Here is a 14,054-nt window from a genome sequence, read left to right as displayed (position 1 = left end):
ATATCCATTACTACAATCATCAACGAATCAAGGTAAAATTAAAAGGCATGAGCCCGGTAGATTACCGGGTTCATGCCCTCAAGGCTGCCTAAGTAAATAAAGTGTCTAACTTTTTGGGTTCACTTCACCTGGTCCGGATCTTTTTGTTTTGCATAAAATCGGTTAATCCATGCCTTTCCCGTGTATGACTATAGTCATCATTTTTCATATCTACTTAATTCGACAAAATACTCACCAAGTTATTCCTATACTTATGGTTGAAATAGTATTTAAGAGGTGATAGACGTGAAGGAGAGCCATATTGATGAACAGTGGTTGTTACTCATAATGGAGGCAAAAAAGAGTGGTCTGACCCCAAAGGAAATTCGCTCCTTTCTTAGCACTCATTCAAATAATAAGGATGTTACTCAACTGAAATAGAAATTTTGAATGGTCACTCTCACATTCCATTTGAAAAATCGCCCAATTTCAGGCATATTTTTTGCCCCCTCCAAGTATAGATGAATTAAAGACATGCTTGGGAGGATGGAAAATTGAAACGGCTACTGCTATTTATCTCTTTCTGTTTCACTTTATTTATTATTTATTTTGATTTGACTACGGGTACCCTGCCGGCTTCCCATCCACCGGCCTCTACAGGCGAACCGGCCGTGCCCGCCAGCCAGCCTGCATCCGCACCATCTGCCGCTTTTAAAGAAATCACCATGAAACCCGGGGATACCTTACTCTCCATCGTTGAAACGGAAAAAGACGGATCCAATCAGCCAATTGAAACGATCATCTCTGACTTTCAAAGTTTGAATGAAGGGTTGAAGCCCGAAAATATGCAGATTGGCAAAACATATAAGATTCCCGTTTATAAATAATTGTCAAATGGGGGATCTGCGCCTTCAAAAGAACCATTAAAGGGGATTTTCGAGCATCAGATATATACCGAAATGGGAAATGTCTCATATTGAAAAAGATTATGCGTCCTATTTCCTTGTAAAGCGGAATGTACATTGATACAATATTTCAGAGAAGCAAATTAAAAATCAAAACTGATTTTTTCCTAAAGGAGAGAATTCCACTTGAGTGAAATCATACATCGCACCAAGACGCGGCCAATTAAAGTCGGAAACTTAACGATTGGCGGCAATAATGAAGTTATAGTACAAAGCATGACAACGACAAAAACACATGATGTTGAAGCAACGGTTGCAGAAATCCTTCGTCTTGAAGAAGCGGGATGTCAAATCGTACGTGTCGCCTGTCCGGATGAAAGGGCAGCTGATGCAATCTCTGAGATAAAAAAGCGGATAAATATCCCTCTTGTAGTCGATATTCATTTCGATTACAAACTTGCTCTGAAGGCAATTGAAGGCGGAGCGGATAAAATCAGGATAAATCCTGGTAACATCGGACGCCGTGAAAAGGTTGAGGCAGTCGTGAAAGCTGCGAAGGCTAAAGGAATTCCAATCCGCATCGGGGTCAATGCTGGTTCTCTCGAGAAGAAAATCATCGAGAAATATGGCTTCCCGACTGCTGATGGAATGGTGGAAAGTGCTTTACACCATATCAAGATCCTGGAAGACCTCGATTTTCATGACATTATCGTTTCCATGAAGGCTTCCGATGTCAATTTAGCCATCGAAGCATATGAAAAAGCTTCAAAAGCATTCGATTATCCTTTACATCTTGGGATCACGGAATCAGGGACACTGTTCTCCGGTACCGTAAAAAGCGCTGCCGGACTGGGTGCCATCCTAAGTCAAGGAATCGGGAGCACGATGCGTGTTTCCTTAAGTGCCGATCCTGTCGAAGAGGTGAAGGTGGCAAGGGAACTTCTAAAAGTATTTGGCCTTGCTTCTAACATGGCCACTTTAATTTCCTGCCCTACTTGCGGTCGAATCGAGATTGATTTGATTTCCATCGCCAATGAAGTTGAAGAGTACATCCAGACGGTTAAAGCACCAATCAAGGTATCAGTGCTTGGTTGTGCGGTAAACGGCCCTGGAGAAGCCCGTGAGGCTGATATCGGCATAGCCGGGGCCCGTGGTGAAGGTTTACTGTTTAGAAAAGGTCAAATCGTACGTAAAGTGCCTGAAGAGACGATGGTCGAGGAACTGAAAAAGGAAATTGACAAAATCGCTGAAGAGTACTATGAAAAACAAAGAGCGGAAGCTGCTGCTGCAGCTTTACTAAATAAATAAAACAAAAAAATCCCGATTATCGGGATTTTTTTTAATTGAAAAACCCTTTGATGCATAATGACATCAAAGGGTTTAATGATGCTAAAAGAACGGCAGGATAAATATGGCAACAATGATGGAGACTGCACCTATGCCGATGGCCCAAGTACCCAGGTTCGATCCCCGGCTTCTGGCCACTATTCCTACAATGATACCCACAATCCCTAAAATGAAAGGCATCATGAATAACGATAAAATGGAAATGATCAATGCTATGACACCAATCGCTTTTCCTCTTGTTGCTACATCCCCCGAACCATTATCCTCTGCAAGCTCATCATTTTTATATGACCTGATTCGCTGAGGTGGTGTTGAAATCTCGGCAGACGTTTCTTCCTGATAGCGGTTATCCATATGGGTTATGGTCCCACGACTCTCATAACGTCTGTCATCTTCAGGAGTATCTTCATTATAATACCGCTCATGATGCTGATCATCCACAACGGTTGGTTCACTGCCCTCTTTCGCTAATTGCATTTCGTCGTCAATACTGGAGTATTGATCTTTTTCCATTCGTGCATCCCTCACTTTCGTTTGTGAAGCATTTATAGTGTATGTAAAAATTGCAGGAACCCATCGTGAAAAAGGTTTCATGTCTTGGAAATAAATACGGGTTTTTACCAAAGCTATGATGGGATATGTTACACTATTACAAGTATTGAAAATGAGGAGAGATTTATCATCATGAAAAAACGTTTTGGCATCGATATAGACGGGACTGTCACAAGACCTGATTCCATGGTCCCCTTTTTAAATAAAGCTTTTCAGCTGAATTTAGCTTATGAAGACATTACCGAATATGACTTATTGCCTTTCGTGAATGTTCCAAAAGAGGATTTCACTAAATGGTTCATTGAGACCGAGCCACTCATATATTCCGAATCATTATTGGCTGAGGGTGCGAAAGATGTATTGGAAAAATGGACAGAACAAGCCAACCTTTATTTCATCAGTGCCAGGAGCAACCGTTTATTGGATGTAACCAAGAATTGGTTCACGACGAATGAAGTCCTATATGATCATATAGAGCTTGTAGGTTCACACGATAAAGTGGCTGCAGCGAAAAAATTCGAAGTCGATCTCTTTTTAGAGGACAAGCACGATAATGCAGTGGCGATTTCAGAAGAGTGTAAAATACCCGTGATTTTATTTAATACCCCCTACAACCAAGATCCCGTGCCTGAAAGGGTGATTCGGGTCAACAATTGGCAAGAAGCCTCTGCCTGGGTGAATAATTGGATGTCAGGGAAACCGGCAACCATAAAATGAGACAAGAAAAACCATTGACTGGAGGTCAATGGTTTTTATGCTTCCAAAGATACACTACATGCGGGACAGCGTCCGTAAATTTCAAATTTATGCCCCGAAACATCGTAGTCCTTCAAGCTTTCCTGAAGTTCCTGCATCGGGCACAATTCGATTTCTTTCGTTTTTCCGCAATTCAAACAGATGAAGTGGTGATGGTGGGAAGAATGACCGCATGTAAAACGAAAATGCTTCTCCCCTTCCAACTCGGTCGTTTCAAAGATGCCCAGTTCGACAAATAAGGAAAGATTTCTGTAAATCGTATCGAAGCTTAAACCAGGATAATCCTGTTTCATATTCTCCAATACATCTTTTGCCGTTAAATATTTATCGCTGGAAGAGAAAAGCTGAAGCATTTCTTCCCTCTTTCCTGTATGTTTAAAACCTTTATCTTTTAATAGTTGCATGGCTGTAGTTACGTTCAAAATACATCACCCCATCTATCGATTTTTCCACTTATCAAACAAAATTGACAAGATGAGAATTAGCACAGCTATTATTACAATGGTCCCGCCAGGAGCGAGATCAAGGTTGTAGGATAAAAATAATCCGCCTATGACAGAAACTTCACCGAATAATACCGAATAAGCAATCATCTGCTTAAAGCCCTTCGCGAAGCGGAGACTAGCAGCTACCGGGAGCGTCATGAGCGAAGAAACAAGTAATATGCCAATGATTTTCATGGAAGCGGCAATGACCAATGCAACCATGACAATAAAAATAAAATGAATCGCTTTATAAGGTATTCCAGACGCTTTGGCATGCTCTTCATCAAAAGATAACAGAAATAATTCTTTATACAATAAGGTAAGCATCAAGGCAACGACTATCCCCACTGCCAAAATGACATACAAGTCCGCCCGGCTGACGGCACTGACACTGCCGAATAAATAACCATATAAATCGGTATTGAAACCATCTGCAATGGATATGAAAATGACACTAAGACCCATGCCGCCGGACATTATGATCGGGATTGCAAGCTCTTGGTAATGCTTGTACACCCCTCTTAATTTTTCAATGAATAATGAACCACCTACAGAAAACGCCATTCCAATATAAAGTGGATTCAATCCTGCTAAAGATAGAAAGCTCTTCTGCAGCAATAAACTAAACGCTATACCAGCAAGCGCTACATGACTGAGCGCATCGGATATCATCGACATCCGCCTTACCACGACAAAAACGCCCACTAATGGCGCAATCGCTCCGATGATGATTCCGGTCAAGAAAGCGTTCTGCAAAAATTCAAATTGCAATATCCCCGATATCATTGGGCTATCCTCCAAAACATATTAATGATCATGATTTAAAAATTGGACTCCATGTCCATAAATGGACGAGAGCTCACCTTCATCCAACTCATTATATTCACAGGCATCCCCATGAAAATGAAGCTTTTTATTTAAGCAGGCGACATGTGTGACTTTATCGGTCACAGTACCAACATCATGGGTTACTAAAATCAGGGTTATTCCTAATTTTTTATTTAACATTTCAAGCATTTCATAAAATTGGTGGACGTTTTTTGAATCAACGCCAACCGTGGGCTCATCCAATATCATCAATTCCGGCTCGCTGACCAGTGAACGGGCAATGAATACCCTTTGCTGCTGGCCTCCGGACAATTCCCCGATATTACGGTTCTGATATTCAAGCATGTCCACGGATTCCAGAGCTTTTTTCACCTTTTGCTTATCCTCTTTGCCAGCAAACTTGAATAAGCCTATTTTTTTGGTCAAACCGCTCTGAACCACCTCAAAAACGGTGGCAGGGAATCCTGAGTTGAAGGAATTCGCCTTTTGGGAAACGAACCCGACCTTTTGCCAATCTTTAAAGCGTCGAATGTCTTCCCCGAATATTTCAATTTTGCCCTTTTGGAGCTTGAACAGACCAAGCAGCAACTTCAAAAGCGTTGACTTACCGGATCCATTCGGCCCGACGATAGCTAAGAAGGCCCCTCTAGGAATTTCAAGTGAAACATGTTCCAGCACTAGATCTTTTGTATATTTGTAAGATATATCTTCAAATTTAACTATTGGGTTTACTACATTATCCAAAGAGATCACCTATTTTTTAAGAATCATTACGATTAACAATCGTTAGTATAAATCAAAGAAGTCAAGATGTAAAGAATCCGGTCCTCTGAACAAGTGCCGATATGCCCTGAATCACCAAAAAAATGTTATCTGAACCAATTTACCGCAATCAAACAAAGTTTCATGTTCACATACGTCTTCCTCCTTCATATGTATTAACAAAGGAGGAGATCGTTTGAAATTATTTGAAATGATGGTCAATCATAAAATCAACAGTATACGCCCCGATGAACTGCTTTCCCTTGCTAAACAGCATAAGGTTGCACTCACTCAAAAACAAGCACAGGATATCACTGCACTTCTAGCCGGTAAAAATATTAACATTTTTGATATACGCCAAAGACAAAACGTACTTGGTCAAATTACAAAAGTTGCCGGAGCAAGCACAGCCAGGGAAATAGAATCCCTCTTCAACAACCTTACTTCCACTTTTTAAAGATCTTAAGCTCGCTGACGGTCTTTATTTGAGCATACTTAATCCAAATGCAAAATGAAAGGACGATTCATCTTTATTTCGATGAATCGTCCCTTTCTATTATGATTATTGTTGGAATCTGATCTTTTCCAATAAATCTTCTTCAAATTGATTATTCTTGAACATATCAATTTCAAATTTATAAGGTGCCTTTTTGTCTTTTTTGTCTTCCCCTACATAAGGTGTTTCCAGGATTTTCGGAACAGTGCTTAATTGCGGATGGTGGACAATATCATTCAACGCCTTAAAACCAATATGACCAAATCCAATGTTTTCATGGCGGTCCTTACGCGTGCCGCGTTCGTTTTTGCTATCGTTTATATGAAGGACCTTGATACGGTCAACACCGACCAATTTATCAAATTCATTCAGTACGCCATCAAAATCCTCGATGATATTATATCCGGCATCGTGAGTATGGCAAGTATCGAAGCATACCGATAATTTTTCATTATGGGTCACACCATCAATGATCATCGCCAGCTCTTCGAAAGACCTGCCACATTCTGTACCTTTACCCGCCATCGTTTCAAGGGCGATCTGCACTTTATCGTCGGCAGTCAGCACTTCATTCAAACCTTCGATGATTCTCTTGATTCCCAGTTCACTGCCTGCACCAACATGCGCACCTGGATGAAGCACGATTTGTCTTGCGCCAATCGCTTCGGTCCGATCGATTTCGCTGCGTAAAAAGTTGACTCCAAGCTCATATGTGGCTGGATTCGTGGTATTTCCTATATTAATGATATACGGGGCATGAACAACGATATCGCTGATTCCATTTTCCTCCATATGCAGTCTTCCGGCTTCGATATTTAAATCCTCGATTTTTTTACGTCTTGTGTTTTGAGGGGCCCCTGTATAAACCATGAATGTATTGGAGCCATACGAAGCCGCTTCTTGACTCGCAGCAAGAAGCATACCTTTCCCGCTCATTGAAACATGCGATCCAATCTTCAGCATCTGATTTCTCCCCTATTTCTTTCTCTGTATACGACGTTCGCGCTTTTTAAAGTTTTCCACATCTCGTTGAATTTTCTTCTTGTATCCCGGCTTGACTTTAGTTGGCTTCTTGACGTGCCTGCTCGCTTTAACATCGATATCAGATTTTTGTTTTTTACGGTTTTTCCGTTTATTACGTTCGTCGATATCAACCCAATCGCCGTTTTGGATATCGGCATCACGGAACTCAATGCCCATTTTTTCAAGGCGATTCAATGAATCTTCATCGGAAGTATCGTAAATGGTAGTGGCAATGCCTGAATATCCTGCACGAGCCGTCCTTCCCGTCCTATGGATATAAAAATCCAAATCTGAAGGCAATTCATAGTTAATGATATGACTTACACCTTCAATATCGATTCCACGGGAAGCCAGATCTGTCGCAACGATGAATTGATACTCCAAATCATTGATTTGCTTCATCATTTTTTTACGCTCACGAGGCGTTAAATCCCCATGAATTCGGCCGACATTCAACCCTTTTTCGATCAAAGAGTTAGCTACATGATCCGCCATTTTCTTTGTGTTCGTGAAAACAATCGCCAAATATGGATTATAACGAACGATGATATCATGAAGTAACTGCTCTCTGTTACGGTGGCGAAGCGGTACGAGAACATGTTCAATTTTCGAAGCGGTCGCCTGCTTGGGATTCACTTGAACATACTTTGGATTCTCCATATATTTATTCAAAAACGGCTTCAATTTTTCTGGGATGGTTGCCGAAAAGACAAGCATTTGAATTTTTTCAGCCATACGTGATGCAAATAAATCGACATCTTCAAGGAATCCCATGTCTAGCATAAGGTCCGCTTCATCGACTACAAGCATTTTAGCTGTATACACCTGTAATGCCTGAGCTTCAACCAAGTCCTTGATCCGGCCCGGCGTACCGATTACCAGTTGTGGCTGTGTCTTCAATTTATCTATCATTCGCTGTTTATCAGTACCACCGATGAAACAACGGACTTGAATCTGCTCATCCTCAGGGAAATGGTCAGCAATTTTCAAAGCTTCTTTGTAGATTTGGTTCGCTAACTCACGGGTTGGTGCGGAAATAATCGCTTGAACCTCATTTTTACCAGCATCAAGCCTGTTCATGATCGGCAGCAAATAGGAATGTGTCTTTCCTGTACCTGTCTGCGACTGTCCAATTAAGCTACTTCCCTTTAAAAGCGACGGAAGCACGCGCTCTTGAATTTCCGTCGGCTTATCGAACCCTAAAGTACGAACCGCATCTAGAATGTAGCTTTTCAAATTAAATCGTTCAAATTGATTTTGTTTCATCAAAAAACTCCTTTATCCTGTCAGTCATTAGACATGTCCTGTTATTATAATAAATTTTACACAAAAAGCGCAAGCGCCTGGGTTGCTCGTGAAGAAAATAGGGATTGTCCCATAAGGCGCTTTTTGCCTTGTGAGGGCAATCTTCTTTTTCACAACGAGCTAGGCGCTGAAGCTGGATTACACAAAAAGTGCAAGCGCCTGGGTTGCTCGTGAAGAAAATAGGGATTGTCCCATAATGGGCAGGCCATCTACTTTTTTCACTGTGACCCATTTACTTAAATCACAAAAGCGCATGCGCTGAGGTTAGTTCTCTTAAAATGGACTCTTGCAAACGAAAAGCCCCTGTCCTGGTCATAGCGTATCCCCCGCAGACATGGAGCTAAAAGACTACCGTTACCATCTTACCTTCTTTCCGGTTACTTCACAACTGCCCAGTCACTCTTTCCCCAAACCTTTTTTGTCGAGTTGCATAATTTATATAGAAGATTAAACCAGCAAATAAAATCTGAGGAGGTGAAACCTATGTTCCCAAATAGAAATCGTCAACCCGGACCCGGTTTTCAGCCACCCAATGGTCGAAGGATGCAGCAGTACCCTGCTCCATTCAGACAGTCACCGCAAATTCCCCACCCTTATCAGCAGATGCAGCGGCCGATGGTTCAAAACAGACCGCAGGTGCCACAGGGACCTCAAGGTTTCCGAGGCCCTTTCACCCAACCGCAGCGGCAGGAAATGCCGCCAGCAAAGAAAGAAGGGTTATTGTCAAAAATACTCGGTAAGTCGAAACAAAAAGCAGCTTCTCCCAATTTGTTTGCGCCAGCTGCTTCCACTAACAAAAGTTCTTCAAGAAGCAGCGGCGGCGGTATCTTAGAAACATTAAAAAACCCCGATTCCCTTAATAATATGCTTTCCAACACGCAAAAAGTGTTGCAAGCAGCGGAACAATTCACCCCTATGGTGGAACAATACGGACCAGTAATTAAAAACCTGCCTTCCATGTGGAAAGTTTTCCGGAGCATTTCATCTGCCGGTGAGACCGGGGACCAGGGAGCTTCCGTTGAAAGCGGGCCCACGGTTGAGGCACAAACAAACAGTGAGGTAAAAACCGATTCGAAGAAAAACGATAAAGCTAAAGAAGCTGGCCCCACCGCCCAAGTTCGTACCGAAACCAAAAGGGAAAGATCATCCGGTCCCAAGCTTTATATTTAAAGTCTACAAAAAATTTACCAATAACTGATTTTATGTAAATATGATGTTTTGTAATATCATCTATGGTCTTATATAATAGAAAGGTATAAAAGTGAGAGTTTCTTGCCTTGAAGGAGGACACATAGATGAAAGTGATTAAAATTTCCCCGCGCGGCTATTGTTATGGCGTTGTCGATGCCATGGTCATCGCCCGAAATGCGGCTTTAGATAAAACCTTGCCACGTCCCATTTACATTTTAGGAATGATCGTGCATAACAAACATGTGACGGATGCTTTTGAAGAAGAAGGCATCATCACGTTGGACGGCAGCAACCGCAACGATATCATCGAACAGGTGGACAGCGGAACCGTCATCTTTACTGCTCACGGCGTTTCACCTGAGATTAGGAAGATCGCTGAGAAAAAAGGTCTTGTCACGCTCGATGCAACTTGTCCCGATGTTACCGCAACACATGACTTAATTCGGGAAAAACAAGCGGAAGGCTACCAAATCATTTATATTGGCAAAAAAGGCCATCCGGAACCAGAGGGTGCTGTCGGAGTAGCTCCCGATGTCGTTCACCTGGTTCAAAAGGCTGAAGATGTGGAAGCCTTGACTTTGAATAGTGATAAGATCATTGTCACCAATCAAACAACGATGAGCCAATGGGATGTTTTGGATATCATGGATAAGGTCAAGGAAAAGTTCCCACATGCCGAAGTCCATAAGGAAATTTGTTTAGCGACACAGGTTCGCCAAGAAGCGGTTGCCGAGCAAGCTGGCGAAGCTGATGTTTTAATCGTTGTCGGAGACCCCAAGAGTAATAATTCAAACCGTCTTGCACAAGTATCCCAAGAGATTGCCGGCACGAGAGCTTATCGAATCGCTGATATTTCCGAGCTGAACCTTGAATGGCTAAAAGATGCAGAAACGGTTGCCGTCACTTCGGGGGCTTCTACACCAACTCCGATCACGAAGGAAGTTATCGCATTTATAGAGCAATATGAAGCAAATGATGAATCGACTTGGAATACCGAAAAGAAAACGCCATTGCATAAGATTTTACCTAAGATTAAAGTGAAGAAATGATTGCACAAAAACAAAGGCAGCCACTAAGGGCTGCCTATTTTCGTGTTATTTAAATGAAGCGGAAAGGGTCTGTATTCAGCCGGGATGGAATGAATTCCACATCATAGTTCTTTTCGCGGCACATTTCTTCAAGGATTCTTGCTATACCTTTTTTCATCACCTTTTCAACATTGTGGCCTGGATCCACGATATTCAATCCAATCATCATCGCGTCATGGGCTGTATGGTAATACATATCACCTGTAACGTAAACATCAGCTCCCTTGAATTTCGCTGTCGTAAAGTATTTATTGCCGTCTCCGCCCAAAACGGCCACTTTTTTTATCGGACTTTGCAAATCACCAACGACACGCACCCTATCAACATCGAGTGTACGCTTCACATGTTCGGAAAACTGTTCAAGTGTCATTTCTTCAGCAAGTACACCAATCTTTCCTAAGCCAAGAGACTCCCCTTTATTCTCCAGTTTATATATATCGTGAGCAACTTCTTCATATGGATGGGCTTTAATCATCGCAGCTAGCACTTTCTTCTCGATATTTTCCGGGAATATCGTTTCAACCCGCATTTCAGCTACTTCTTCTAGCTTTCCTTTAGAGCCAATTACCGGTTCACTGCCTTCACCTGGCAAGAAGCGTCCGGTACCTTCCCCCGAAAACGAACAATGGCTGTAGTCCCCGATCGCTCCGGCCCCTGCCTTACCTAGGGCTTCCCTCACTTTTTGTTCATCGGTCTTTGGAACATATACGACCAATTTCTTTAGTGCAGTCTCGTACGTTGGAATCAATACTTCCGTGTCCTGCAACTGGAGAGCTTCGGCAAGTAAATCATTCACTCCGCCCTTAGCGACATCCAAATTGGTATGTGCAGCATATACAGCGATATCATGTTTGATCAGCTTTTCGATGATGCGGCCTCCAGCTGCGTTTGTATCGATCCTTTTCAATGGTCGGTAAATAAGCGGATGGTGGGCGATGATCAATTCCACGCCATGTTCTATCGCTTCGTCTACAACCTCTTCCAGCACATCAAGGGCAATCAGCACTTTAGTAACCGGCTTATTGAGCTGCCCGACATGCAGCCCGATTGGATCTCCCTCCATTGCATAATGCTTTGGGGAGAATTGTTCGAACGTTTCAATGATTTGGTGACCATTCACTGTCTTCAACCTTTAAGCACCTCTTCAATTACTGAAATTTGGGATTTTAATTCATTGCGCTTCGTTTCCAGTCCGCTTCTTCCGCTTTCATCCAATTGTTCGATGATTCTTTCCAAATGTTTTTTCTCAAGCTGCCATTTTTTTATGAAAATGTCACTGAATTGCTCTCTTAAGTATGGACCGAAAGTGAGGCCGGCTTGCTTGTTTTCCCCATAAGGGCGGAGCGGGTCTCCTTTTTTGGCAATTAAGATTTCGTAGATTTTCCCATCTTCCTCAAGGATTTCCTCGCCACTAAGTTCCCAGCCGTTTTCGATTAGCCAGCTGCGAACATTCGCTGCACCGACATTAGGCTGAAGGATAAGCCTTTCTGCCTTGCCGAGTTTCCCTTTTCCGCTTTCCAATATACTTGATATTAAAGTCCCTCCCATGCCTGCAATCGTAATGCATGTCGCTTCATCGGGATTCAATACTTCAAGCCCGTTTCCTTTGCGGACCTCTATCTTGTCCCCGAGCCCCGTCATTGCCACTTGCTTGCGTGCTGACTGATAGGGCCCTTCTACAACCTCACCTGCTATAGCGCTGTCACACAAGCCGTTAGTCACCGCATAGCACGGCAAGTAAGCATGGTCTGAACCTATATCTGCAAGGATGCTTCCTTTTGGTATATGTATGGCAACACGTTCTAATCTCATCGATAGTTTTTCATGATTCATAATTATCAACTCTCTTAATTCAAATAATGTCTTACTATAATTAGCTTCCCATTCGATTATACCAAGTTCAATCGAAAAATTACAGAAAGGAGAAATAGGGCACTTTTCTATCAGTGGGAAAAAGAAACCTTCCATCTGGAATCTTCCTTTTCTGAATAAATGAAAAACTGACTCAAAAAGTTCGCTTTCCAACGATTTCTTGAGTCAGTTTCATGAATTATTTCAGTCCATGAATATATTCGGCCATTGCGTCAACGTTCTGTTCTTCGACTAAACCTGGTGGCATTCCACCTCGTCCATTAGTGATCACGTCTTTAACCTCGTCCACCGACAGACGATCGCCAACTCCTTTTAGAGCAGGCCCGACACCGCCTTGATAGGCGTCACCATGACAAGAGATACAGTTTTGCTTATAAATGTCCTCAGGTGATGCTGAGGCACTTTCTGTTTCTTCTGTCTTTTCGCCGCCCTCTTTTTCCTTAGCAAGATCTTTGGCATCACCCAAACCTTTAAACGAAAGTAAAAACATAAGTCCAATACCAAAAACCATGATAATAATAAAAGGCATTACTGGATTGCGCTTCATAGTATTTCCTCCCCTATGTAGAACCTAAACTTACCATATTTAATATTATATACAAACAGCTATATATTATTTTACTTGAAAAGAGTTTCAAGTAAAAGCCCAAAAATAGAAGATATTATATAATTTCTTAAAATTGTCAAAAACTTATGTATATTTCCAAACAATTTTACTTTTTCTTACATATGTTTCATAATACCCTAAAATCATTTTTTAAAACCGCTGGAATGTCCTTGAATTATATTAATAATAAAGTAAAGAGTGACCAGTGCTCCCAGGCCTCCCGCTATGGAAAATGGAGCAGCTTCAGTTTATTGCCCATTAAAATCCAGAGGACGCAATAAATGAACAAGAAAATATAAAGGATGTCCACTTTGCCGGGTGCCATGAATTCCGTCATACTGACAGTTAATAAAAGCAATGATAGCGCCATTCCCATCAACGCCATCTGAAAAATGATTTTCCTGCCGTTTAAGCGGCGGACCGCCAGCCCAAAGATAAGTATTGAAATTGTTGTCATAAGCATTTGCATTCTTATGGGTATTTCAGTAAAATAATTCAAAAATACAATAAATGCAAAAAGGGCCCCAATCAACAACCCGGAAAAGATGTCGTTTTTTTCGCTCCCGGTTTTATTCGATTTTGATGGCGGCAGTTCGCCTTGACAGTATAATGCAAGCAGGTAATTTCAATATTGCTCCGGAAGCATACGACTTTCCTTCCAGGAGTTTATTGCTTGAATGATGATTTTCTTTCTCAATTTATCCATGAATCCCACATCCCCATGATGATCATTTCTTTTTAACAGGGCTTAGTTTTTTAGTTGTTACAATTGTTTCTGTTTTAATTACATTATATAGAAAACTTGATAAACATTGTTCTTACAAGGATATTTTTCATCGGAATTGAAAAAAAGAGCCT

The 14,054-nt window shown here is 41.8% G+C and carries 18 protein-coding genes; 8 read left to right on the top strand and 10 right to left on the bottom strand.

Annotated features, from left to right (window positions below):
* The 4 genes from Q8G36_RS21890 to ispG form a co-directional block, all read left to right on the top strand.
* Positions 1 to 92 (top strand): IS3 family transposase (locus Q8G36_RS21890; RefSeq protein ID WP_142398304.1); only part of this gene is annotated, 92 nt, incomplete at its 5' end.
* A gap of 184 nt (positions 93 to 276) precedes the next feature.
* A complete protein-coding gene (locus Q8G36_RS21885; RefSeq protein WP_336622980.1) occupies positions 277 to 420 on the top strand; it encodes an anti-repressor SinI family protein in 144 nt (47 codons plus the stop codon).
* Positions 421 to 533: 113 nt separating this feature from the next.
* Positions 534 to 866 carry a hypothetical protein gene (locus tag Q8G36_RS21880; protein ID WP_305161966.1) on the top strand — a complete coding sequence of 111 codons (333 nt, stop codon included), beginning with the start codon at positions 534 to 536 and terminating at the stop codon, positions 864 to 866.
* Between the two features lie 213 nt (positions 867 to 1,079).
* Positions 1,080 to 2,192 carry a flavodoxin-dependent (E)-4-hydroxy-3-methylbut-2-enyl-diphosphate synthase gene (ispG, locus tag Q8G36_RS21875; protein WP_185116202.1) on the top strand — a complete coding sequence of 371 codons (1,113 nt, stop codon included), beginning with the start codon at positions 1,080 to 1,082 and terminating at the stop codon, positions 2,190 to 2,192.
* Positions 2,193 to 2,273: 81 nt separating this feature from the next.
* On the opposite strand, the gene Q8G36_RS21870 is transcribed toward ispG, so the two are convergent.
* A complete protein-coding gene (locus Q8G36_RS21870) occupies positions 2,274 to 2,744 on the bottom strand; it encodes a DUF4190 domain-containing protein (RefSeq protein ID WP_305161965.1) in 471 nt (156 codons plus the stop codon).
* 171 nt (positions 2,745 to 2,915) lie between these two features.
* Between Q8G36_RS21870 and Q8G36_RS21865 the strand changes: the two genes are divergently transcribed.
* Positions 2,916 to 3,500: a 5' nucleotidase, NT5C type gene (locus tag Q8G36_RS21865; RefSeq protein WP_305161964.1), complete on the top strand. Its 585-nt coding sequence runs from the start codon at positions 2,916 to 2,918 to the stop codon at positions 3,498 to 3,500.
* A 35-nt stretch (positions 3,501 to 3,535) separates the two neighbouring features.
* Here the strand turns inward: Q8G36_RS21865 and Q8G36_RS21860 are convergent, their stop codons facing one another.
* The 3 genes from Q8G36_RS21860 to Q8G36_RS21850 are packed head-to-tail and all read right to left on the bottom strand — an operon-like array spanning position 3,536 to position 5,596.
* Positions 3,536 to 3,961 (bottom strand): Fur family transcriptional regulator, encoded by a 426-nt coding sequence (locus tag Q8G36_RS21860; protein ID WP_251430837.1) that lies wholly within the window; start codon positions 3,959 to 3,961, stop codon positions 3,536 to 3,538.
* 15 nt (positions 3,962 to 3,976) lie between these two features.
* Entirely contained in the window at positions 3,977 to 4,810 is an 834-nt protein-coding gene (locus tag Q8G36_RS21855) for a metal ABC transporter permease (protein ID WP_305161963.1), read from the bottom strand.
* Positions 4,811 to 4,831: 21 nt separating this feature from the next.
* A complete protein-coding gene (locus tag Q8G36_RS21850; RefSeq protein ID WP_053535720.1) occupies positions 4,832 to 5,596 on the bottom strand; it encodes a metal ABC transporter ATP-binding protein in 765 nt (254 codons plus the stop codon).
* A 214-nt stretch (positions 5,597 to 5,810) separates the two neighbouring features.
* On the opposite strand from Q8G36_RS21850, the gene Q8G36_RS21845 reads away from it, so the two are divergent.
* On the top strand, positions 5,811 to 6,071 hold the full coding sequence (locus Q8G36_RS21845) for a DUF2624 family protein (RefSeq protein ID WP_063233031.1): 261 nt from the start codon (positions 5,811 to 5,813) through the stop codon (positions 6,069 to 6,071).
* Positions 6,072 to 6,176: 105 nt separating this feature from the next.
* Here the strand turns inward: Q8G36_RS21845 and Q8G36_RS21840 are convergent, their stop codons facing one another.
* Complete coding sequence (locus tag Q8G36_RS21840) at positions 6,177 to 7,073, bottom strand: deoxyribonuclease IV (protein WP_305161962.1); 897 nt, start codon at positions 7,071 to 7,073, stop codon at positions 6,177 to 6,179.
* Positions 7,074 to 7,085: 12 nt separating this feature from the next.
* Complete coding sequence (locus Q8G36_RS21835) at positions 7,086 to 8,399, bottom strand: DEAD/DEAH box helicase (RefSeq protein ID WP_305161961.1); 1,314 nt, start codon at positions 8,397 to 8,399, stop codon at positions 7,086 to 7,088.
* 522 nt (positions 8,400 to 8,921) lie between these two features.
* On the opposite strand from Q8G36_RS21835, the gene vrrA reads away from it, so the two are divergent.
* Both vrrA and Q8G36_RS21825 read left to right on the top strand, forming a co-directional pair.
* Positions 8,922 to 9,608 (top strand): VrrA/YqfQ family protein, encoded by a 687-nt coding sequence (vrrA, locus tag Q8G36_RS21830; protein WP_305161960.1) that lies wholly within the window; start codon positions 8,922 to 8,924, stop codon positions 9,606 to 9,608.
* Positions 9,609 to 9,733: 125 nt separating this feature from the next.
* Positions 9,734 to 10,678 carry a 4-hydroxy-3-methylbut-2-enyl diphosphate reductase gene (locus Q8G36_RS21825; protein ID WP_305161959.1) on the top strand — a complete coding sequence of 315 codons (945 nt, stop codon included), beginning with the start codon at positions 9,734 to 9,736 and terminating at the stop codon, positions 10,676 to 10,678.
* 49 nt (positions 10,679 to 10,727) lie between these two features.
* Here Q8G36_RS21825 and Q8G36_RS21820 read toward each other — a convergent pair whose 3' ends face one another.
* From Q8G36_RS21820 to Q8G36_RS21805, 4 genes are all read right to left on the bottom strand, one after another.
* The gene (locus Q8G36_RS21820; protein WP_305161958.1) at positions 10,728 to 11,846 is read right to left on the bottom strand and encodes a Nif3-like dinuclear metal center hexameric protein; all 1,119 of its coding nucleotides are present in this window, start codon (positions 11,844 to 11,846) and stop codon (positions 10,728 to 10,730) included.
* Positions 11,843 to 12,550, bottom strand: a complete 708-nt coding sequence (locus tag Q8G36_RS21815; RefSeq protein WP_305161957.1) for a tRNA (adenine(22)-N(1))-methyltransferase — start codon at positions 12,548 to 12,550, stop codon at positions 11,843 to 11,845. Before Q8G36_RS21815 ends, Q8G36_RS21820 begins: the two co-directional genes overlap by 4 nt.
* 217 nt (positions 12,551 to 12,767) lie before the next feature.
* On the bottom strand, positions 12,768 to 13,136 hold the full coding sequence (gene cccA, locus Q8G36_RS21810; protein ID WP_305161956.1) for a cytochrome c550: 369 nt from the start codon (positions 13,134 to 13,136) through the stop codon (positions 12,768 to 12,770).
* 283 nt (positions 13,137 to 13,419) lie between these two features.
* A complete protein-coding gene (locus Q8G36_RS21805; RefSeq protein WP_305161955.1) occupies positions 13,420 to 13,653 on the bottom strand; it encodes a hypothetical protein in 234 nt (77 codons plus the stop codon).
* Positions 13,654 to 14,054: the final 401 nt, after the last annotated feature.

Source organism: Peribacillus frigoritolerans, from assembly GCF_030676415.1.
Taxonomy (GTDB): domain Bacteria; phylum Bacillota; class Bacilli; order Bacillales; family DSM-1321; genus Peribacillus; species Peribacillus frigoritolerans_A.
Note: the sequence above shows the minus strand (reverse complement) of the source record. Positions and strands in the feature narration are given on the sequence as shown.